The organism is Isoptericola halotolerans, from assembly GCF_013149785.1.
Classification (GTDB): domain Bacteria; phylum Actinomycetota; class Actinomycetes; order Actinomycetales; family Cellulomonadaceae; genus Isoptericola; species Isoptericola halotolerans.
In genome coordinates this window covers 321,820-342,505 of the sequence record NZ_JABEZU010000002.1, presented here as the reverse complement: position 1 = coordinate 342,505, position 20,686 = coordinate 321,820, and the positions used below count along the sequence as shown (strand labels likewise).

The window sequence follows — 20,686 nt, the reverse complement described above, 5'->3', positions numbered from 1 at the left end:
TCGAGAGCACCGTTCACAACAAGGAGCACTGATCATGGATCGTCATCTCGTCGTCGGCGCCGGACCTGTCGGACGACACGTCGCCGCCCTGCTCGCCGAGCGAGGCACGTCCGTCGCGGTCGCCACCCGGTCCGGGCGCACCACCGGGCTCGACGGCGTGGAGCACCTCGCGCTCGACGCCGCCGACCCCGACGCCCTCAGCCGCGCCGCCGAGCACGCGGCCGTCGTCTACAACTGCGCCAACCCCACCGACTACACCCGCTGGTCGACCGTCTGGCCGCCCCTGGCGGCGTCGTTCCTGGAGGCTGTCGAGCGGACCGGCGCCGTCTACGCCCTCACCGGCAACCTGTACCCGTACGGCCACGTCGACGGCCCGATGACCGAGGACCTCCCCGACGCCGCCACCGACCACAAGGGCCGCCTGCGCGCCGGGATGTGGGCCGACGCCCGCGCCGCGCACGAGGCCGGGCGGCTGCGCGCCGTCGAGGTCCGCGGCTCGGACTACATGGGCCCCGGCGTCGGGGCCAACGGGCACGTCTCACGCGTGGTGCCGACGGCGCTGCGCGGGAAGCGGGCCTGGATGCTGGGACGCACCGACCTGCCGCACACCTTCACCGACGTGCGCGACGTCGCCCGGACGCTCGTCGCCGCCGCCGAGGACCCGGGCGCCCACGGCCGCACCTGGCACGTCCCCAGCAACCCGCCGGTCACGCAGGCCCAGGCGCTGACCGACGTGCTGACCACCGCCGGACGACCGGCGGTGCCCGTGTCGTCGCTCCGCGGACCGGCCTGGGCGGCCGTGGCGGCCTTCTCCCCCCTGCTGCGCGAGCTGCACCAGCTCGCCTACCAGTGGGAGGCGCCCTACGTGCTCGACTCCTCCGCCGCCCAGGAGCGGTTCGGCATCGCCCCGACACCGTGGGACGAGGTGTGCCGCGCCACGGCGCGGGCCTGACGGACCCGCCCGGCCCCAGGGGGCGGGCGTAGCATCGTGCAGATGGCCGGCAGCTACACCGAATGGGTGCGCACCCGCACCGAGGACGAGCTCCTCGCCCTGCTCGCCGCCCGACCGGACCTCGGCACCCCCGCCCCGTCCACCCTGCGCTCGCTGGCAGCTCGGGCCGCCAGCCGGACCAGCCTCGACCGCGCCCTGGGCCACCTCGACGCCGGCACCCTCCAGGTGCTCGAGGCGCTGCTCGCCCTCTCCCACGACGGCGACCCGGTCGACGCCGACCGGGTCGCGGCCGCGCTCGGCGCACCGGAGGCGGGGGCCGCCGTCGGCCGCGTGCTCGACACCGCGCGCACGGCCGCCCTGGTGTGGGACGAGGGCCAGGGCGTACGCCCCGCACCCGGGCTGGACGAGGTGCTCGGCCCCTACCCCGCCGGGCTGGGTCCGGCCCGCGACGCCGCCGTGCCGACAGCGTCGCCGGACGACCTCCCGCCCGGCGCGCGACCGATCCTCGACGCGCTCGCCTGGGGACCCCCGGTCGGTGTGGTGCCACCGCCCGGCACCGCACCGCGGCAGGCCGTCGACGAGCTCGTCGAGGCGGGTCTGCTGGTGCGCTCCGACGCCCGGCACGTGCTGCTCCCCCGCGACGTCGGGCTCGCCCTGCGCGGAGGGCGCACGCACCGGGCACCAGACCTCGCGCCGCCCCGTCCGACGGGCCGCGAGGTGCCGCGCGCCGGAGCCGACGCCGAGTCGGCCGTCGCCGCGCTGGAGACCGTCCGCCAGGTCGCACGGCTGATCACCGCCTGGGACGACGGCCCGCCGTCCGTGCTGCGCGCCGGCGGGCTCGGGGTCCGCGACCTGCGCCGCACAGCAGCGCTCCTGGAGACCGAGGAGGCCACGGCCGCCTTCGTCGTCGAGCTCGCGGCGAGCGCCGGCCTGGTGTCCGACGACGGCGAGGCCCCGGCGTCGTACGTGCCCACCACCAAGGCGGACGTGTGGGAGGAGACCGACGACGCGGGGCGATGGGCGTGGCTGGCGGCTGCCTGGAGGACGTCGAGACGGACCCCGTGGCAGGTGGGTTCACGCGACGAGAAGGGCGCCCTGCGCGCACCCCTGTCGCCGGAGCTGCACCGCCCGTGGGTGCCCCGGCTGCGCGCACAGGTCCTCGACGTGCTGGCGGCACAGCCCGGGACGGCGCTGGACGCCGACGACGTGCTCGCCGTGCTGCGGTGGCACTCGCCGCGCACGGTTCCCCCGGAGGCCGCCCTGGCCGGGCTGCTGCGCGAGGCGTCGCTCCTCGGCGTCACCGGGGCGGGGGCGCTGTCCTCCCCCGGTCACGCGCTGGCGGCCAGCAGCCCGTCCACGGAGCCTGTCGCCGCGCCGGACGCGGACCTCGCCCGTGCGCTGCGCGCGGTGCTCCCGGCCGAGGTCGACGAGGTGCTGCTCCAGGGAGACCTCACCGGCATCGTCCCCGGACGCCCGTCCCCGGCGCTCGCCCGGCTGCTGGACCAGGCGGCCGACGTCGAGTCCCGCGGGGCGGCCACCACCGTCCGGTTCTCCACGACCTCGGTGACCCGGGCGCTGGATCACGGTCGCAGCGGTGCAGAGCTCCTCGCCGAGCTCTCCGCACGGTCGCCGGTGCCCGTGCCCCAGGCGCTGGAGTACCTGGTCAAGGACACCGCACGTCGCCACGAGGCCGTGCGCGTCGGGTCGGCGACGTCGTACGTGCGATCCGCCGACCCGACAGCGCTGGCCGGGCTCGTGGAGGACCCGCGCCTCGCCGGGCTGGGGCTCGTGCGCCTCGCACCGACGGTGCTCGCCGCCGCCGTCCCGGCCGCCGAGCTGCACGACGTGCTGCGCGACCGTGGCCTGCTGTCCGGACTGGAGGGCCCGGACGGCCGGCCGCTGGGGCCGGTGCGCCGTACCGTGCGGCTCGAGCGGGCCGCGTGGTCACGCCGCCCCGCAGCTGCTGTCCGCGACACGACGGCCGAGGCCCGCACGGCGCTCGTGGCCCGGCTGCGCGGCACGGCGCCGTCCGCGGACGCCGCGCCCGACGGCGGCACCCCGGCGCGGGTGAGCGCCTCGCCCGGCGAGGTGCCCTCCTCGACAGGTGCCGCCGTCGGGCAGGGGGCGAACCAGCCCGGGGACGCCCTGGCCCTGCTGCACGACGCGCTGCGCGAGGGCCGCACGGTCCTGATCGAGATGGTCGGCGGGTCCGGCACCCTCGTGCGGCGCGAGCTCAAGCCGATGCGGCTCGACGGCGGGCGCCTGCGAGCGCTCGACCCCCAGCGCGAGGCGGAGCTGACGATCGCCGTGCACCGCATCGCGTCGGTGGAGCCCCTCGACTGACCCGGCGGTCGCGCGCCGCGAACCGTCCGACGAGTCACACTGAGGGCCGGAACAGCAGCACGGCCCACGGCGTTGCCACCCTGGACACCCACCGGAAGGACCCGCATGCCCGACGGCCCCCTCATCGTCCAGAGCGACAAGTCGATCCTCCTGGAGGTCGAGCACCCGCAGTCCGGGGACGCGCGCCGCGCCATCGCCCCGTTCGCCGAGCTCGAGCGCGCCCCCGAGCACGTGCACACGTACCGGCTGACCAATCTCGGTCTGTGGAACGCGCGCGCCGCCGGGCACGACGCCGAGCAGGTCGTCGACACGCTCATGGCGTACTCGCGCTACCCCGTGCCGCACGCGCTGCTGATCGACGTCGCCGAGACGATGGGCCGCTACGGGCGTCTCACGCTCGCCGCCCACCCCACGCACGGGCTCGTGCTGGAGTCCACCGACGCCGCCGTGCTGGCCGAGGTGCTCAAGTCCAAGCGGACCAAGGGGCTGGTCGGCGACCGGATCGACGACACGACCGTGGCGGTGCACCCGTCCGAGCGAGGGAACCTCAAGCAGGCGCTGGTCAAGCTCGGCTGGCCCGCCGAGGACCTCGCCGGCTACGTCGACGGCGAGAAGCACCCGATCACGCTGTCGCCGACGACGAAGCCCGTCCACCCGGGCGAGGAGGCCTCCGACTGGGAGCCGCGCCCGTACCAGGCACAGGCCGTCGACGGGTTCTGGCACGGCGGGTCCGGCGTCGTCGTCCTGCCCTGCGGCGCCGGCAAGACGATCGTCGGCGCGGGGGCGATGGCGAAGTCCGGCACGACGACGCTCATCCTGGTGACGAACACCGTCAGCGCCCGGCAGTGGCGCGACGAGCTGATCCGGCGCACCTCGCTCACGGAGGACGAGATCGGCGAGTACTCGGGCGCGCGCAAGGAGATCAAGCCCGTCACGATCGCGACGTACCAGGTGCTCACGACCCGACGGAAGGGCGTCTACACGCACCTGGAGCTGCTCGACGCCCGCGACTGGGGCCTCGTCGTCTACGACGAGGTCCACCTGCTGCCCGCCCCGATCTTCCGCATGACCGCCGACCTGCAGGCCCGACGTCGGCTCGGCCTGACCGCGACGCTGGTGCGCGAGGACGGCCGCGAGGACGAGGTGTTCTCCCTCATCGGGCCCAAGCGCTACGACGCCCCGTGGAAGGACATCGAGGCGCAGGGCTACATCGCCCCGGCGGACTGCGTCGAGGTGCGCCTGACCCTGCCCGAGCACGAGCGGATGGTGTACGCCACCGCCGAGCCGGAGGACAAGTACCGGCTCGCGGCCTGCGCCCCGGGCAAGAACCGCGTGGTGGAACGGCTCGTCGCACAGCACCCGGACGACCAGGTGCTGGTCATCGGGCAATACATCGACCAGCTCACCGAGCTTGCCGAGCACCTGGACGCGCCGTTGATCACCGGCGCGACGACCGTCCGCGAGCGCCAGAAGCTGTTCGGCGCGTTCCGGTCCGGGGAGATCTCCCGGCTGGTGGTGTCCAAGGTCGCGAACTTCTCCATCGACCTGCCGGAGGCCTCCGTGGCGATCCAGGTCTCGGGGTCGTTCGGTTCCCGCCAGGAGGAGGCGCAGCGGCTCGGCCGGGTGATGCGGCCCAAGCAGGACGGCCGCACGGCGCACTTCTACGCCGTCGTCGCCCGGGACACGGTCGACCAGGACTTCGCGGCCCACCGCCAGCGGTTCCTGGCGGAGCAGGGCTACGCCTACCGCATCGTCGACGCCGAGGAGCTGGACGGAGCGAAGTAGCGGGTGGGGCCGAGGAACGAGGAATCCCGCCCGCTACGCAGCGCAGTCCGGCTCCGACCGAGGGAACCGAGGAGCTGGACGGAGCGAAGTAGCGGGTGGGGGCCGAGGCCCGAGTGGTCGTCCGGAGCGAGCTTGCGAGTGCAGGTCGATCACGACCGAGGGCTCACGAGGAATCCCGCCCGCTACGCAGCGCAGTCCGGCTCCGACCGAGGGAACCGAGGAGCTGGACGGAGCGAAGTAGCGGGTGGGGGCAGCCGTCAGGTCGTCGGGGTGCGGGCATCCGACATCCGTCCCACCGTGGTCGGGTGACCAGGTTCGGATACACCCTGATGACCGAGCAGTCCGGTCCGCGGAGCCTCGTCGACTACGCGGTCCGGGCCGAGGACGCCGGCTTCGAGTTCGAGGTGATGAGCGACCACTACTTCCCCTGGCTGGACTCCCAGGGCCACTCGCCGTACGCGTGGAGCGTGCTGGGGGCCGTGGCCCAGGCGACACAGCGGGTGGGCCTGATGTCGTTCGTGACCTGCCCGACACTGCGGTACCACCCTGCCGTGGTGGCCCAGAAGGCCGCCACCATGGGTCTGCTGTCCGACGGGCGGTTCACGCTGGGGCTCGGTTCCGGGGAGAACCTCAACGAGCACGTGGTGGGCGCCGGCTGGCCGGCCGTCGACGAGCGTCACGAGATGCTCTCCGAAGCGGTGCAGATCATCTCCGCGCTGTTCGGGGGTGACCTGCTGAGCTTCCGCGGCGACCACTTCCAGGTGGACTCGGCGCGGCTGTGGGACCTGCCGGAGCACCCCGTGGAGATCGGCGTCGCCGTCTCCGGCGCGCAGTCGGTGGGTCACTTCGCGACGCTGTCCGACCACCTGATCGCGACCGAGCCGCAGGCCCGGCTGCTGGAGCAGTGGGACGGCGAGCGCGAGGACGCCGACCTGCCCGCCTCCCGGAAGATCGCGCAGATGCCGATCTCCTGGGACCCGGACCGCGACACCGCCGTGGCACGCGCGCACGACCAGTTCCGCTGGTTCGGGCTCGGCTGGCCGGTGAACGCGAACCTGCCCACGACCGAGGCGTTCGAGGACGCCAGCGCGTTCGTCCGGCCGGAGGACGTCACAGGGTCGATCCCGTGCGGCCCGGACCTCGACGCCGTGGTCGAGGCGGCGTCGGCCTACTGGGAGGCAGGCTTCACCGACCTGGTGATCCACCAGATCGGTGACGAGAAGCAGGAGCAGTTCCTCGCGGAGGCCGCCGGACCGCTCCTCGAGAAGCTGCGGGCAGCCTCGCCCGACCACGTGACGGCCTGACCCGCCCCAGGCGAGGCGTCACGCGCCCTGTCGAGCCGAGTTGATCTCGACGATGCGCTCCTCGCCCCAGTCCCCGAGCGGTCGGAGCGCTCGCTCCAGCTCGGCGCCGTCGTCGGTGAGGCTGTAGACGACCTTGGGTGGCACCTGGTCGTGCACCACACGGCGCACCACCCCGTCGCGCTCCAGCTCGCGGAGCTGCTGGATCAGCACCTTCTCGGAGACGCCGGCCAGCTCTCGCCGCAGCTCACCGGTGCGGCGGGGCTGCACCGACAGCGCCCACAGGACCAGGGGCTTCCACTTGCCGCCGACGACGGCGACCGCCGCGTCGAGGCCGCACAGGAACTCGGTCATGCTCTCCTCCTCGCACCAGGCACGCACCAGGTGGTGGGTACGCACCTGGAAGTGGGTACTTCCGCTGACGGACGGTTCTGCTGAGACTCACTGTATGACCCTCGATCACGCCCCTGCCCCGACCCGCACCGCAGTCATCGGCCTCGGCCCCATGGGAACGGCGCTCGCCCGAGCGCTCCTGGCCGCCGGCACCACACCCCCGACCGTCTGGAACCGCACCCGCTCGCGCACCGAGGCCCTCGCGGGCGAGGGCGCCGTCCCGGCGACCGACCTCGCCGAGGCCCTCAGTTCGGCCGACCTGGTGATCACGTGCCTGCGTGACCACGAGACCACGCGTGCCCTGCTGGCCACCGTGCCGCCGGAGGCCCTGCGCGGACGGACCGTGGTGGTCCTCGCCTCGGCGACGCCGGACGAGGCCCGGACCACGCACGCGTGGGCCACGGCGCACGGGATCACGGTGCTGCTCGGCGCGATCATGGCCCCGGTGCCGCTGATCGGCACCGCGGAGGCGCAGATCCTCTACGCGGGCGACCCGGGACTCGTCGAGCAGCACCGTGACGTCCTGGAGATGCTGGCCGGCCGCACCGAGCACGTGGGCGAGAACCCGGGCCACGCGTCCCTGCTGGACACGGCCATGCTCGAGGTCTACTTCGCCGGGATGACCGCGTTCCTGCACGCGGCCGCCATGGTCGCGCACGAGGGCATCGACGCCAGGACGTTCGCCGTCCACGCCCGCAGCGTGCTCGAGCTGCTGCCGGTCACGGTGGACGGCCTCGCGGCGGACGTCGACGCCGGCACCCACCCGGGGCACGAGGACACGGTCACCATGGAGCTCGCGGCGCTGGAGCACATGGTCGCCACCAGCGAGTCCACCGGCGTCGACCCCGCGCTGCCCGAGCTGATGCGTCGGCTCGCGCGCAGCGCGGTGGACGCCGGGCACGGCGGTGACTCCTGGTCCCGGGTCGTGGACGTGCTCCGCGGGAGGATCGGCTCGCCCGCGTCGTGACCCGCCGCAGGGCGGACGCCTCCGTCACGGCCTACGGCGCCTATCTCTCCCGCGCCCTGGAGACGAACCCGGCGGTGAGCTTCGTCGTCGTACCTGACGCGGCACGGGCTGGTCGACTCCGACCTGCTCGCGACCCCGAGCGTCAGCCGCCGCGGAAGGGCTCGAGTAGACACCGACCGTGTGCACGTCACCCACCCCGGGATTGCGCAGCGCCCGCGTGCGCGGAACGATGCACTCCGTGATCCCGTCTCCCCAGGCCGTGCGGCGACGCACGGCCGTCCTCGCCCGCCGGACGCTGCTGCTGGTCGCCGCCCTGCCCGTGGCCCTCACCCTCGCCGTCGGCGTCTCGCACGCGCAGCCTCCCCTGACCGACCTGGACGGCGACGTCACCGACACGGCGGACGTGCTCAGCGACGGCGAGCTGGCGGAGGTCCAGGAAGCCCTCGACGAGCTGGCCGACGAGACCTCCTACCAGCTGTTCGTCGTCTACACGGACCGGTTCGACGGCGTCGACGGCCGGGCCTGGGCGGACTCCACGGCGACCAACGCACAGCTCGGCGCCTCCGACCTGCTGCTCGCCGTCGCCACCGAGGACCGCCTGTACGGGTTGAGCTGGGACAACAACGTCGACCTGAGCGAAGAGCAGCTCGACGCCATCCGCGACGCCACGGTCGACGCGCTGCGTGACGACGACTGGGCCGGCGCCACGGTGGCAGCCGTCGACGCGACGCTCGCCGTGACGGGATCCGGCGGTGCCGCGTCGGGCTCGGCGACGTCCGGCACGTCGGGCGGCTTCTCGCTGTCCGGCCCGGTGCTGATCGGTGGGCTCGCCGCCGTCGTCGGGCTCGGGGCGCTCCTGTGGACCCGCTCCCGACGCGACAAGGAGCTGACCCGCCGCGGTGCCGCCGCGGCGGCCGCCCGCACCGGCGCGGGCGGGCCGGACCCGGACCCGCTCGCGAACCTCACCGACGCCGAGCTCGCCCAGCGCGCCGGCAGCGCCCTGGTGAGCGTCGACGACGCGATCCGCACGTCCGAGCAGGAGCTCGGCTTCGCGCAGGCCGAGTTCGGCACCGAGGCGACGCGAGAGTTCGGCACCGTGCTCGACCAGGCCCGCCAGGACGTCGCGGAGGCGTTCCGGATCCGCCAGAGCATCGACGACGGCGCACCGGGGGAGGTCCCGCCGGCCGACGCCGCGCGTCGGCGGGCTCTGCTCGCCGACGTCGTGCGGCGGTGCGAGGCGGCCGCGTCGGCCCTGGACGCCCAGTCGGAGTCGTTCGACGGCCTGCGCCGCCTGCAGTCCCGCGCCCCGCAGGTCCTCGACGAGGCCGAGCAGCGCGCGGGTGAGATCGAGGCCCGGATCGAGGTGGCGCGCCGCACGCTCGCCGGGCTGAACGCCACCTACCCCGCCTCCGCGCTGGCGTCCGTCCGGGACAACCCCGACCAGGCCGCGGCCCTCGTGGAGAACGCCCGCGACGCGGTCACGGCGGGGCGGACGGCCGTGCAGAAGCGCAAGAAGGCGGTGGCGGTCGCCGATGCCCGGGCCGCGCAGAACGCCCTCGGCCAGGCCGTGACGCTGCTCGACGCCGTCGAGAGCGCCGAGGTCGACCTCGCGTCGGCCGGGACCAACCTCGGCAAGGGCATCGCGTCGATCACCCAGGACATCCTCGATGCCGAACGCCTGGCGCCCTCGGACCCCGTGGTGCAGCAGGCCGCCACGGAGGCCCGTTCCGCTGCCGAGCAGGCGAGCGCCGCCCGCACGGGCGGCGACCCCCTCGCCGCGCTCGCCCGGCTCACGGCCGCCGAGGCCGCGCTCGACGACGCCCTCGCCCCCGCCCGGCAGCAGGCGGAGTCGGACGCGAGGGCGCGTGCGTTGCTGCGTGACGTCCTGGGCCGGGTCGAGTCTCAGCTCCGGGCGGCGCAGAGCTATGTGACGACGCGCCGTGGCGCGGTCGGACCGGACGCCCGGACCCGGCTCGCCGAGGCGGAACGCTTGGCCGGCGAGTCGCGTGCCCTGCAGCAGGCGGACCCGCACGCCGCCCTCGCGGCAGCCCAGCAGGCCGAGCGGTACGCGCAGCAGGCCACGCAGATGGCCCAGACCGACACCTCCGGCTGGGACATGCGCCACGGCGGCCCGGGTGGTTTCGGCGGGTCGAGCGGGCGGTCGGCGGACGTCGGCGGCATGATCCTCGGGGGGATCGTCCTCGACGCGGTGCTGCGTGGCGGCTCCGGGCGCCGCAGGGGCGGCTCCGGTGGCTTCGGAGGAGGCGGCGGCGGCTTCGGCGGCGGCGGAGGCTCGCGCGGGGGGTCGCGCGGCGGGTTCGGCGGCGGGTTCGGCGGTGGCGGTCGCGGCGGGGCCGGCGGACGCTTCTGATCGTGGCGGAGCGGGAACTACCGGGCCCGCGCCGTCGTCCTCTTCACATCAGCAACGACCGGGTACCACGGACCACGAAGGGCACGTCATGACGCAGAAGCAGAGCATCCTCGGGCGGATCAGCCAGCTCACGAAGGCGAACATCAACGCGCTGCTCGACCGCGCCGAGGACCCGCAGAAGATGCTGGACCAGCTCATCCGGGACTACACGAGCAACATCGCCGAGGCCGAGCAGGCGATCGCCCAGACGATCGGCAACCTGCGTCTGGCGGAGCAGGACTACCACGAGGACGTCCAGTCGGTGCAGGAGTGGGGCGCGAAGGCGCTGGCGGCCTCCCGCAAGGCCGACGAGCGTCGTGCCGCCGGCGACCAGGCCAACGCCGACAAGTTCGACCAGCTCACCCGGGTGGCGCTGCGCAAGCAGCTCGACGCCGAGAGCGAGGTGACGTCGTCGCGCCCGATGATCGAGCAGCAGCAGGTCACGGTCGAGAAGCTCAAGACCGGGCTGGCGCAGATGAAGGACAAGCTGGTCGACCTGAAGTCCCGGCGCGACCAGCTCGTCGCCCGCCAGAAGGCCGCGGTGGCGCAGCAGACCGTCCAGGGTGCGATCAGCTCGATCAACATCATGGACCCGACCAGCGAGCTCAGCCGGTACGAGGAGATCGTGCGCCGCGAGGAGGCGCAGGCCATGGGCCAGGCGGAGATCGCGGCGTCGTCGCTGGACTCGCAGTTCGCCGAGCTCGAGGGCTCCATGCAGGACGTCGAGCTCGAGGCGCGCCTCGCCGCGTTGAAGACCGGCACGACGCCGGGCCAGATCGAGTCCTGACCCCTCACCCCGCCCCCTCAGTGCTGTGGGTGCACGACACGCCGTCGCCGGTTGGCATCCGACGGCGTGTCGTGCGCCCACAGCACTGAGCGTCAGGCGGGTGCGGCCTCGGGCCTGCGCGTCCGGCCGACGGCGGCACGCGCCTGCTCGAGGAACGCCGCGGCGAGCAGGTCGGCGGTCCGCGCCAGACCGGCGTCGTGCGCGGTCACCTGGGCGTGCACCGTGGCGGTGTCGACGTCCGTCTCGCCCAGCGCCCACCGCACGGCCAGCGACGGGCTCGCCTCGGGGTGGAACTGCACCCCGAGGGCCGAGCCCCAGCGGAACGCCTGATAGGGGTAGGTGTCCGACCAGGCGAGCCACTGCGCCCCGGCCGGCAGCTCGATGACGGCGTCGGAGTGCATGGAGACCACGGGGGTCACGCAGCCGAGCCGCTCGACGCCGTCGTCGCCCGTGGCTCCGGCGGCCCGGACGAGGGGCCCCAGGACCGGGTCGTGCAGCGCCGCGGCACGCCAGTGCACGTCGACGACCCCGGCCTCCCGGCCAGGGGGCGCGGCGACCTGCACGGCCCCGCCTCCGGCGACCGCGAGGAGCTGTGCGCCCAGGCAGATGCCGAGCGTGGGCAGCCCGGCACCGACCGCGTGGGCGAGCAGGGACCGCACCGCGGGCAGCCACGGCGCCTCGGCGTCCGCGTAGGCGTTCATCTGCCCGCCGAGGACGACCAGCGCATCCCCGCACTCCTCGAGGCGCGGCACGGGCTCTCCGGCGAACAGCCGGACCACGCGTGCCCCGGCGAGGGGCCGGGCGAACCGGTCCAGCGGGACGTCGGAGCCGTGCTGCAGGACGGTCACCCGGAGGTGGTCGGGCTTCATGATCTCGGGCACGGCCGCTGAGATTACTCCGCCGGGCGCCCGCGGTCCATGCCCCGGCCACCGTCCTGACCGCCGGACCGACGTCGTCGCGCGTACCCTGGGCGCATGGCCTCCCCCTTCACCGCGCCGACCGCCTCGCCTGCACCGGTGCCGGCGCCGACCCCGGCGTCGCCGGACGAGCCGGCTCGCACCACCTACCTGCTGGTCGACGGCGAGAACATCGACGCCACGCTCGGCATGAACGTGCTCAACCGCCGCCCGAACCCGGAGGAGCGGCCGCGGTGGGACCGGATCACGAAGTTCGCGAGCAAGGTGTGGGGCTCCGAGGTCGTCCCGCTGTTCTTCCTCAACGCGACCAGCGGCCAGATGCCGATGTCGTTCGTCCAGGCTCTCCTCGCGATGGGCTACCGGCCCATCCCGCTGGCGGCGAACGGTGACGAGAAGGTCGTCGACCTCGGTATCCAGCGCACGCTCGAGGCCATCGCCGGTCGTGAGGGCGACGTCCTCCTGGCCAGCCACGACGGCGACTTCCTGCCCCAGGTCGAGCGGCTGCTGGCCGACGACGACCGGCGGGTGGGCCTGCTGGCCTTCCGCGAGTTCGTCAACGGCCAGCTCACCGCCCTCACCGACGAGGGGCTGGAGATCTTCGACCTCGAGGGCGACGTCGACGCCTTCACCAGCCCGCTGCCGCGCGTGCGGATCATCCCGATCGACGAGTTCGACCCGCTGCGCTACCTCTGACGGCGGCCGGGGACGTCGGCGGTGCGTTGCGCGACCGAGATGCCGACGAGGCAGACCGTGCCGAGCAGCGTCACCAGCACCAGCGCGACCCAGCTGAAGCCGGTGGCCACCACAGTCACCACCGCGGTGGCCACGACGACCACCCGCAGGGCGTCGGCGTGGTGGGCGACGAGCTGCGCCGGCCTGCCGTCCTGTCCGGTCGTGGCGCGCAGCCACGGCCACCGCTCACCTGCCCGGGCGGGCCGTGCGGGGCGCCCGAGCAGGGTCCCGACGACGGCGGTCACGGCGGCCAGGACGCCCACCAGCCAGGCGATCTCGTGCAGGCCGCCGGCGACGGCGTCGAACAGCACCTCGGCGACCCGTTCGCCGTCGGGCGTGCGGGCGACGTCCACGACCAGGTCCCGGAGCCGGCCGACCAGCGCGACGGAGATCACGAGACCCGCCACGACGCCGAGCCCGAGCTGGATCGCGCCGCGTCGCCGGTCGGGCGCGACCAGCAGGGTCGCGACGACGAGGACCACGGTGAGCGCGAGCAGCAGCCACACCGCACGGTCGACCGTCACGACGGAGGTCTGGACCAGGTCGAACATCTCCCGGTCCATCAGCACCACCTGCCCGAGGTCCGCGGGAAGGCGGGCGCCGAGGGCCTCCTCGAGCTGGGCGCGCACCTCGGGGGCTCGTTCGGCGACGGCCTCGGGCAGCGTGACGTCCGGCACGACGTCGGCCAGGCCGGAGAGGGACTCGCGCAGCGCCTCGACCACGAGCGGCACCGTGTTCAGCATGACCGCGTCCTCGGTGAGGTACACGTCCGGGTAGTCGTCGACGTCGGCGCGCGCGAGCCCGGTCACGGCGGAGTGCGCGCGCTCGACCAGCCGGGGCAGCCGGGCCCCGAAGGCCTCGGAGGTCACGAGCCGGTGGACCACCGTCTCGACGCGGCCCTCGAGACTCTCGACCACCATCGGCGTGAGGACGGCGAGCGTCGGCCTGTCGACCCGGGAGCCCAGCGCCTCCAGCAGGGGCCCGGGCTCGACGTCCAGCCGTTCGACGAGGGCGAGCGCCACGACCTCGTCGAGCTCGGCGAGCCGCCGGGAGACACGGGTGTCCAGGTCGAGGGCCTCGAGGGTCTGCTCGGTGATGTCGTCCGCGAGCGCGGCGTCGAACGCCGGGTCGTCCAGCGTCGGCCCGACGGTCGCCATGAACTGGTCGGTGTCGAAGACGGTGCGGTGCGCCCACACGGCCACGCTGGACGCCACGACGAGCACGGTCGTGACGACCACGAGGACGGCGCCGACCCATCGGCGTACGAGGACTCTCCGGCTGCTGAGACCGGGAGGTGCTGCAGCGGATGCTGTCACGTGCCCACCTTGGCCAGGGTCCGGCCGTCGCGCGACTCCACGCGGCCCGTGTCCAGGAAACCTCCAGGATCCGGGAGCACACTGGGGACATGGCCGCATCCTCCGACAGCCCCGAAGCCCGGCTCGTCGTCGTCGACGACGAGCCGAACATCCGCGAGCTGCTCTCCACGTCCTTGCGCTTCGCGGGGTTCGAGGTGCACGCCGCCGCCGACGGCGGGAGCGCGCTGCAGCTGGTCCGTGACACCGAGCCGGACCTCGTGGTGCTCGACGTGATGCTGCCCGACATGGACGGCTTCACCGTGACCCGCCGGATGCGTGCCACGGGCCGGCACACGCCCGTGCTCTTCCTCACCGCACGGGACGACACCCAGGACAAGATCCAGGGACTGACGGTAGGTGGTGACGACTACGTCACCAAGCCGTTCAGCCTGGAGGAGGTCGTGGCCCGGATCCGCGCGGTGCTGCGACGCACCGCGGGCGGCGAGCCCGACGACGACGCCGTGGTGCGGGTCGGCGACCTCGAGCTCGACGAGGACTCGCACGAGGTGCGCCGCAGCGGCATCGAGGTCGACCTGTCCCCCACCGAGTTCAAGCTGCTGCGCTACCTCATGCTCAACGCCGGGCGCGTGCTGTCCAAGGCGCAGATCCTCGACCACGTGTGGCAGTACGACTGGGGCGGCGACGCGAACATCGTCGAGTCCTACATCTCGTACCTGCGGCGCAAGATCGACCACCTGACCGTGACCGGTCCCGACGGGACGGACGTCGAGCTGCCTCCCCTGATCCACACGAAGCGGGGCGTCGGCTACCTGCTGCGAGCCCCGCAGCGATGACCTCTCGCGACCTGCCCGACGAGCCGACGTTCGCCGCGCCGGACCCTGTACCGGACGCCGCGCCTCACGGCGGGGAGGACGGTACGAGCGAACCGCCGTCGGGCACGACGACGGTGCTCGCGCCGGACCATACGCCGGACGAGGCCCAGCGGCACCCGGGCTGGCTCGCACGCGTGCCGCTGCGGGCACGGCTCGTGGCGATCATCGTGCTCCTGCTCGGTGCCGGGATGGTCCTCGCCGGCCTCACGACCCGGACCGTCGTGTCGAACTTCCTGATCGACCAGCTCGACACGCAGCTCAAGCAGTCGGCGCAGGGCGTGGCGCGGGCGACGGCGCTGAACCCGACCGAGGGCGCCCAGTACATCCCCAGCGAGTACGCCGTCGCGCTGCGCAACTGCAACGGTCTGGAGGGACCACCGCTCGGATGGCCCGGGACTCTGGACCGGTACGGAACCCCGCAGGTCCCGGACGAGCCCCTGGAGGACGTGGTCGACCGCGGGCTGGAGCCGTTCACCGTCGAGTCGACCGGGGGCACCGACCCGACGCCGTGGCGTGTCGTGTCCATCCCCTGCAGCCAGACGCAGGGCAGCCCGGTGGAGGGTGCCGCGTACGTCGCGCTGCCGATGGCCGGTGTCGACAAGACGACCGCCTACCTGTCGAGCTCGCTGCTCTGGTCCGGCATCGGCATCGTGGTGCTCGGCGGGACCCTGGCCTTCTGGCTGGTGCAGCACTCCCTGCGCCCGCTGCGCCGGATCGAGGCCACGGCCGCCGCGATCGCCGACGGCGACCTGTCACGCCGCGTCCCGGAGCAGCCTGCGTCGACGGAGGTGGGGTCCCTGTCGCACTCGCTCAACGCGATGCTCACCCAGATCGAGGCCGCCTTCGCCGCGCAGGAAGCGTCGGAGCAGCGGATGCGCCGCTTCGTCTCCGACGCGAGCCACGAGCTGCGCACCCCGCTGGCGACCGTGCGCGGCTACGGCGAGCTCTACCGGATGGGTGCGCTCGACACCGACGACAAGGTCGACGACACGATGGTCCGCATCGAGGACTCGGCGCGGCGGATGGGAGCGCTGGTCAACGACCTCCTGGTCCTGGCGCGTCTCGACGAGGGACGCCCCCTGAAGCACGAGGTCGTCGACCTGGTGGCCCTGGCGCAGGAGACCGCCCAGGACCTGCACGCCCTGGACCCGACCCGCACCGTCTCGGTGACCGGCCTGGGCCCGGGCGAGGCACCGCCGTCGGCCCTGCGGACCGTCGGGGACGCGGACCGGTTGCGGCAGGTGCTGACCAACCTGGTCGGCAACGTCGCACGGCACACCCCACCCGGCTCCCCCGCGGAGCTGGCCCTGGGGACCGTGGCGGACGGTGGCGTGGCCGTCGAGGTGCGCGACCACGGACCGGGCGTCTCCCCGGAGCAGGCGGACCGGATCTTCGAGCGGTTCTACCGGGCCGACTCCTCGCGCAACCGCGAGTCGGGCGGGTCGGGCCTGGGGCTCGCGATCGTGGCGGCGATCCTCGCTGCGCACGGCGGGAAGGCCTCCGTCGGCCGGACCCCGGGGGGCGGCATGACCGTGCGGGTTCTCCTGAGGTCCGCCGAGGACTACGCTTCGTGACGGCCCTGCCGGCCCACGCCGCGCGACCGGACACCACTGTCGGCCGCCGGTCGTAGGCTGGGAGGCAGACAGAGCACGTTCGGACAGAAGCGAAGGTCTTGATAGCGATGGGCGTCCTCAGCGCCGACGCGCCGCAGTGGTTCCTCTCGGCGTTCGTCCGTACGTGCCGGGGGGCCGGTGCCACCGAGCCCGAGGAGGCCGTCCGCGCGGTGGGCTCGGAGCTCATCGAGCGCTGGTCGGGGTCGGACCGTCACTTCCACAACCTGCGCCACCTCGCGGCCGTCCTGCACCGCGTCGACGAGCTCGCTCACGAGACGCACCAGGCCGACCTCGTGCGGCTCGCCGCCTGGTACCACGGGGCGGTGTTCGATGCGAACCGCAAGGTCGCCTATGCGACCCGCGGCGGTGAGCAGACCACGCTCAGCGCCGAGCTCGCGCGCACCCAGCTCGTCGAGATCGGGGTCTCCGCGGAGGCAGCGCACCGGGTCGGCGAGCTGGTCGACAGCCTCGCGCGGCACAAGGCGCTGCCCGGGGACTTCGACTCCGCCGTCCTCAACGACGCCGACCTGGGCATGCTCGCCGCCGAACCGCAGCGGTACAAGGAGTACGTGGCGGCGATCCGCGCCGAGTACGCCCACATCCCGCTCTCCGACTACCTGGACGCCCGCATCAAGGTGCTGACCAAGCTCTTGGGCCGCCCGCGGCTGTACGCGAGCCCGCTCGGGGCGACCTGGGAGCAACCGGCACGGCAGAACCTCGACGCGGAGCTCCACCGCCTGACCAAGGAACGCCGCCGGCTGGGCGAGGAGGCGACGGCCGGTCCTGCGCGCCGCTGACCCGCCGTCGTCCACAGGCTGTGGACGACGGCGGCGCACGTCTCGCGACGCCCCCTAGCGTCGTGGCCAGCCCGGTCCACCGGGAACCACGACGAGGGAGCAGGACGTGCGATACGAGGTCGACAGCGATCGGGTGGCGCAGGCGAGCGCCGCGGTGAACGGTTCCGTCGGGGCCATCCGCGCCGAGGTGGGCGCCATGATGCGGCACCTGCAGGATCTCCAGGCGAGCTGGCACGGCAGCGCGGCGACGTCGTTCGCCGGCGTCATGACGCAGTGGCAGTCGGCCCAGACGCAGGTGGAGGCGGCTCTCGACTCGGTGACGGCGGCGCTGCAGTCGGCCTCGACGACCTACGCCGAGGCCGAGACGCAGGCAGCGCGGCTCTTCGCCCGCTGAGGTTCCGTCGTGGGCGCACCGGACGAGAACGGCGGCCGGCCGCTTCCCTGAGGAAGCGACCGGCCGCCGTCATGTACCGGGCGCGGGCTACCGCACCGGGCGAGCGTGGGTCAGAAGCCCATGCCGCCCATGTCGCCCATGCCGCCACCCTCGCCGGCCGAGGCCCCGGCGGGCTCCGGCTTGTCGGCGACGACGGCCTCGGTCGTGAGGAACAGCGCGGCGATCGACGCGGCGTTCTGCAGCGCCGAGCGCGTCACCTTGACCGGGTCGTTGACGCCCGCGGCCAGCAGGTCCTCGTACTCGCCGGTCGCGGCGTTGAGGCCGTGACCCGGGGTGAGCTGGCGGACCTTCTCCGCCACGACGCCACCCTCGAGGCCGGCGTTGATGGCGATCTGCTTCAGCGGGGCGGAGATCGCCGCGTTGACGATCTGCGCACCGGTCGCCTCGTCGCCCTCGAGCTCGAGCTTGGCGAACGCAGCGGCACCGGCCTGGATGAGCGCGACGCCACCACCGGCGACGATGCCCTCCTCGACGGCGGCCTTCGCGTTGCGCACGGCGTCCTCGATGCGGTGCTTGCGCTCCTTGAGCTCCACCTCGGTGGCCGCACCGGCCTTGATGACGGCCACGCCGCCGGCCAGCTTGGCGAGGCGCTCCTGGAGCTTCTCGCGGTCGTAGTCCGAGTCCGACTTCTCGATCTCGGAGCGGATCTGCTGCACGCGACCGGCGATGAGGTCGGCGTCGCCGGTGCCCTCGACGATCGTGGTCTCGTCCTTGGTGACGACGACCTTGCGCGCCTGGCCGAGCTCCTCGAGCGTGGCGTTCTCCAGCTTGAGGCCGACCGTCTCGGTGATGACCTGGCCGCCGGTGAGGATCGCGATGTCCTGCAGCATGGCCTTGCGACGGTCGCCGAAGCCCGGGGCCTTGACGGCGACGGACTTGAAGGTGCCGCGGATCTTGTTCAGCACCAGGGTCGCGAGGGCCTCGCCCTCGACGTCCTCGGCGATGATGAGCAGCGAGCGACCCGACTTCATGACCTGGTCGAGCAGCGGCAGCATGTCCTTGACGTTCGAGATCTTCGACTCGACGATCAGGACGTACGGGTCCTCGAGGACGGCCTCCTGGCGCTCCGGGTCCGTCTCGAAGTAGCGGGCGAGGAAGCCCTTGTCGAAGCGCATGCCCTCGGTGAGCTCGAGCTCGAGGCCGAAGGTGTTCGACTCCTCGACGGTGATGACGCCTTCCTTGCCCACCTTGTCGAGGGCCTCGGCGATGAGCTCGCCGATGTTGAGGTCGCCGGCGGAGATCGCGGCCGTGGCGGCGATCTGCTCCTTGGTCTCGACGTCGACGGCAGCGTTCAGCAGCTGCTCGGTGACCGCCTCGACGGCCTTCTCGATGCCGCGCTTGACGGCGATCGGGTTGGCGCCGGCCGCGACGACCCGCAGGCCCTCCTTGACGAGCGCCTGGGCGAGCACGGTCGCGGTGGTGGTTCCGTCACCGGCGACGTCGTCGGTCTTCTTGGCGACCTCCTTGACGAGCTCGGCGCCGATCTTCTCGAACGCGTCGTCGAGCTCGATCTCCTTGGCGATGGAGACACCGTCGTTCGTGATCGTGGGGGCGCCCCACTTCTTGTCCAGGACGACGTTGCGGCCCTTGGGGCCGAGCGTGACCTTGACGGTGTCGGCGAGCTGGTTGAGCCCGCGCTCCATGCTCCGACGAGCTTCCTCGTCGAACGCGATGATCTTGGCCATGGGGATTGATCCTCCGCTGTGGCTGGTGGACGGTCGGCCGGTGCCCGCGACGGACGGCCTGCCCTCGCACCGTTCACATCACGGGCGCGGGCGTGCCTCACCTTTCGACCAAGGTTGTTCACCACGACTGTCACTCGACAGCCGAGAGTGCTAACCCATTATTGGCACTCTCGACCCGAGAGTGCAAGACGTTCGCCACCGGCGCACAACGGCTGCACGACACCGGGGGTACGACGCCGGGCGCGGCACAGCACCGAGCACGGCGCGACGAGGGCCGACGCCCGACGCATCCCTGCGCGGGCGCCGGCCCTCGCCGGCACTGCAACTGTCAGCTCAGCACGATCAGAGCGGGCGGACCTGCTCCGCCTGCGGGCCCTTCTGGCCCTGACCGACCTCGAACTCCACCTGCTGCCCCTCGTCGAGGCTGCGGTACCCGTCGGCCTGGATCGAGCTGAAGTGGACGAACAGGTCCTGTCCGCCGTCGGCCGGCGTCACGAAGCCGTACCCCTTCTCGGCGTTGAACCACTTGACGGTGCCCTGGGCCATCTACTTCTCCTCGTCGTTCCGGCACGCACGGGGCCGACGCCCCGCCGTGCACAGGAGAATAGTGGCGCAGGTCACGCCTGTCACTCCGCGATGGCGAGCGCTTCCTTGACCACGACGACGACGTCCCCGTTGGCGAGCGGCTGCTGCGACGTCTGCTCGGCGGACACACCCAGGGCGGCTGCCACGGCGGCCGCGGTCTCCGCACGCCCCTCGGCGTACCAGACGACGTTGGTCGTCTGGCCCGAGTCCCCGTCGTAGTTGGTCGCCTCCGTGTTCGAGAAGCCCATCGCCTCGAGAGCGTCGGCCCCACGACCGGCCTCGCCGGCGACCCCGCTGTCGTCGTTCAGCACCCGGACGAACGCGCCGGTGTCGGCGGCCGCGACGAGCGAGGCCAGGTCGCCCTCTTCGTCGGCCTCGTCCTCGGTGCCGTCCTCGGATCCTGCGTCGTCCCCGTCGTCCTCGGACGCGCCGTCCTCACTGTCGGCGTCCTCGTCCCCCGCCGCGCCCTCGTCGCCCTCCGGGTCCTCCTCGCCGTCGCCGGAGCCCTCGCCGCCCTCCGGGTCGGCCGACTGCTCCGACGCCGCGGGCGGGTTCTCCGTGGGCGACTCGCCGCCGTCGGACAGGTAGGAGATGATGCCGACGCCCAGACCGGCGAAGACCACCGCGACGAGCAGGAAGGGCCAGGCCGAGCTCCACCCGCTCCGGGGCTCGCGGTGGACCCCCACCGGCGCGCCCTCCGGACCGCGGACGTCGAACTCGTCGGGCGGGTACGGGTACTGGCTCTTGGTCACGCCGGACAGGGTAGCGGTTCCCCGC

The 20,686-nt window shown here is 73.4% G+C and carries 18 protein-coding genes; 12 read left to right on the top strand and 6 right to left on the bottom strand.

Going from position 1 to position 20,686, the window contains the following annotated elements; all coding sequences use genetic code 11:
* Positions 1-34 precede the first annotated feature (34 nt).
* The 4 genes from HDG69_RS09350 (at position 35) to HDG69_RS09335 (ending at position 6,384) form a co-directional block, all read left to right on the top strand.
* Positions 35-952, top strand: a complete 918-nt coding sequence (locus tag HDG69_RS09350; protein ID WP_171783520.1) for an NAD-dependent epimerase/dehydratase family protein — start codon at positions 35-37, stop codon at positions 950-952.
* 42 nt (positions 953-994) lie between these two features.
* Positions 995-3,295, top strand: a complete 2,301-nt coding sequence (locus tag HDG69_RS09345; protein WP_171783519.1) for a helicase-associated domain-containing protein — start codon at positions 995-997, stop codon at positions 3,293-3,295.
* 105 nt (positions 3,296-3,400) lie between these two features.
* A complete protein-coding gene (locus tag HDG69_RS09340; RefSeq protein ID WP_171783518.1) occupies positions 3,401-5,080 on the top strand; it encodes a DNA repair helicase XPB in 1,680 nt (559 codons plus the stop codon).
* A 305-nt stretch (positions 5,081-5,385) separates the two neighbouring features.
* On the top strand, positions 5,386-6,384 hold the full coding sequence (locus HDG69_RS09335) for a TIGR03557 family F420-dependent LLM class oxidoreductase (RefSeq protein WP_171783517.1): 999 nt from the start codon (positions 5,386-5,388) through the stop codon (positions 6,382-6,384).
* Between the two features lie 18 nt (positions 6,385-6,402).
* On the opposite strand, the gene HDG69_RS09330 is transcribed toward HDG69_RS09335, so the two are convergent.
* A complete protein-coding gene (locus tag HDG69_RS09330; protein WP_171783516.1) occupies positions 6,403-6,735 on the bottom strand; it encodes a winged helix-turn-helix transcriptional regulator in 333 nt (110 codons plus the stop codon).
* Positions 6,736-6,829: 94 nt separating this feature from the next.
* Here HDG69_RS09330 and HDG69_RS09325 point away from each other — a divergent pair, with 94 nt between their 5' ends.
* The 3 genes from HDG69_RS09325 (at position 6,830) to HDG69_RS09315 (ending at position 10,938) form a co-directional block, all read left to right on the top strand.
* Positions 6,830-7,741: an NAD(P)-dependent oxidoreductase gene (locus tag HDG69_RS09325; protein ID WP_171783515.1), complete on the top strand. Its 912-nt coding sequence runs from the start codon at positions 6,830-6,832 to the stop codon at positions 7,739-7,741.
* A gap of 229 nt (positions 7,742-7,970) precedes the next feature.
* On the top strand, positions 7,971-10,112 hold the full coding sequence (locus tag HDG69_RS09320; RefSeq protein WP_171784007.1) for a TPM domain-containing protein: 2,142 nt from the start codon (positions 7,971-7,973) through the stop codon (positions 10,110-10,112).
* A gap of 88 nt (positions 10,113-10,200) precedes the next feature.
* The gene (locus HDG69_RS09315; protein WP_171783514.1) at positions 10,201-10,938 is read left to right on the top strand and encodes a PspA/IM30 family protein; all 738 of its coding nucleotides are present in this window, start codon (positions 10,201-10,203) and stop codon (positions 10,936-10,938) included.
* A 92-nt stretch (positions 10,939-11,030) separates the two neighbouring features.
* Here the strand turns inward: HDG69_RS09315 and HDG69_RS09310 are convergent, their stop codons facing one another.
* The gene (locus HDG69_RS09310) at positions 11,031-11,819 is read right to left on the bottom strand and encodes a type 1 glutamine amidotransferase (RefSeq protein ID WP_343036356.1); all 789 of its coding nucleotides are present in this window, start codon (positions 11,817-11,819) and stop codon (positions 11,031-11,033) included.
* A 93-nt stretch (positions 11,820-11,912) separates the two neighbouring features.
* On the opposite strand from HDG69_RS09310, the gene HDG69_RS09305 reads away from it, so the two are divergent.
* Entirely contained in the window at positions 11,913-12,548 is a 636-nt protein-coding gene (locus tag HDG69_RS09305) for an NYN domain-containing protein (protein ID WP_171783513.1), read from the top strand.
* Here HDG69_RS09305 and HDG69_RS09300 read toward each other — a convergent pair.
* Positions 12,539-13,903 (bottom strand): hypothetical protein, encoded by a 1,365-nt coding sequence (locus tag HDG69_RS09300; protein ID WP_171783512.1) that lies wholly within the window; start codon positions 13,901-13,903, stop codon positions 12,539-12,541. The two genes, HDG69_RS09305 and HDG69_RS09300, sit on opposite strands and share 10 nt — an antisense overlap.
* A gap of 89 nt (positions 13,904-13,992) precedes the next feature.
* On the opposite strand from HDG69_RS09300, the gene HDG69_RS09295 reads away from it, so the two are divergent.
* The 4 genes from HDG69_RS09295 (at position 13,993) to HDG69_RS09280 (ending at position 17,579) form a co-directional block, all read left to right on the top strand.
* Positions 13,993-14,736, top strand: a complete 744-nt coding sequence (locus HDG69_RS09295) for a response regulator transcription factor (RefSeq protein WP_171783511.1) — start codon at positions 13,993-13,995, stop codon at positions 14,734-14,736.
* Positions 14,733-16,349, top strand: a complete 1,617-nt coding sequence (locus HDG69_RS09290) for a sensor histidine kinase (RefSeq protein WP_171783510.1) — start codon at positions 14,733-14,735, stop codon at positions 16,347-16,349. Before HDG69_RS09295 ends, HDG69_RS09290 begins: the two co-directional genes overlap by 4 nt.
* Positions 16,350-16,456: 107 nt before the next feature.
* Positions 16,457-17,185 (top strand): HD domain-containing protein, encoded by a 729-nt coding sequence (locus HDG69_RS09285; protein WP_171783509.1) that lies wholly within the window; start codon positions 16,457-16,459, stop codon positions 17,183-17,185.
* Positions 17,186-17,291: 106 nt separating this feature from the next.
* Positions 17,292-17,579, top strand: a complete 288-nt coding sequence (locus HDG69_RS09280; protein ID WP_171783508.1) for a WXG100 family type VII secretion target — start codon at positions 17,292-17,294, stop codon at positions 17,577-17,579.
* Positions 17,580-17,689: 110 nt separating this feature from the next.
* On the opposite strand, the gene groL is transcribed toward HDG69_RS09280, so the two are convergent.
* The 3 genes from groL to HDG69_RS19565 form a co-directional block, all read right to left on the bottom strand.
* Entirely contained in the window at positions 17,690-19,324 is a 1,635-nt protein-coding gene (gene groL, locus HDG69_RS09275) for a chaperonin GroEL (protein WP_171783507.1), read from the bottom strand.
* Between the two features lie 342 nt (positions 19,325-19,666).
* A complete protein-coding gene (locus HDG69_RS09270; protein WP_171783506.1) occupies positions 19,667-19,870 on the bottom strand; it encodes a cold-shock protein in 204 nt (67 codons plus the stop codon).
* Between the two features lie 80 nt (positions 19,871-19,950).
* Positions 19,951-20,661: a LytR C-terminal domain-containing protein gene (locus HDG69_RS19565; protein WP_171783505.1), complete on the bottom strand. Its 711-nt coding sequence runs from the start codon at positions 20,659-20,661 to the stop codon at positions 19,951-19,953.
* Positions 20,662-20,686: the final 25 nt, after the last annotated feature.

Coding starts and splice junctions, on each gene's coding strand:
- HDG69_RS09350 (WP_171783520.1), top strand. CDS start 35: ATGGATCGTCATCTCGTCGTCGGCGCCGGACCTGTCGGACGACACGTC.
- HDG69_RS09345 (WP_171783519.1), top strand. CDS start 995: ATGGCCGGCAGCTACACCGAATGGGTGCGCACCCGCACCGAGGACGAG.
- HDG69_RS09340 (WP_171783518.1), top strand. CDS start 3,401: ATGCCCGACGGCCCCCTCATCGTCCAGAGCGACAAGTCGATCCTCCTG.
- HDG69_RS09330 (WP_171783516.1), bottom strand. CDS start 6,735: ATGACCGAGTTCCTGTGCGGCCTCGACGCGGCGGTCGCCGTCGTCGGC.
- HDG69_RS09325 (WP_171783515.1), top strand. CDS start 6,830: ATGACCCTCGATCACGCCCCTGCCCCGACCCGCACCGCAGTCATCGGC.
- HDG69_RS09320 (WP_171784007.1), top strand. CDS start 7,971: ATGCACTCCGTGATCCCGTCTCCCCAGGCCGTGCGGCGACGCACGGCC.
- HDG69_RS09315 (WP_171783514.1), top strand. CDS start 10,201: ATGACGCAGAAGCAGAGCATCCTCGGGCGGATCAGCCAGCTCACGAAG.
- HDG69_RS09305 (WP_171783513.1), top strand. CDS start 11,913: ATGGCCTCCCCCTTCACCGCGCCGACCGCCTCGCCTGCACCGGTGCCG.
- HDG69_RS09295 (WP_171783511.1), top strand. CDS start 13,993: ATGGCCGCATCCTCCGACAGCCCCGAAGCCCGGCTCGTCGTCGTCGAC.
- HDG69_RS09290 (WP_171783510.1), top strand. CDS start 14,733: ATGACCTCTCGCGACCTGCCCGACGAGCCGACGTTCGCCGCGCCGGAC.
- HDG69_RS09285 (WP_171783509.1), top strand. CDS start 16,457: ATGGGCGTCCTCAGCGCCGACGCGCCGCAGTGGTTCCTCTCGGCGTTC.
- groL (WP_171783507.1), bottom strand. CDS start 19,324: ATGGCCAAGATCATCGCGTTCGACGAGGAAGCTCGTCGGAGCATGGAG.
- HDG69_RS09270 (WP_171783506.1), bottom strand. CDS start 19,870: ATGGCCCAGGGCACCGTCAAGTGGTTCAACGCCGAGAAGGGGTACGGC.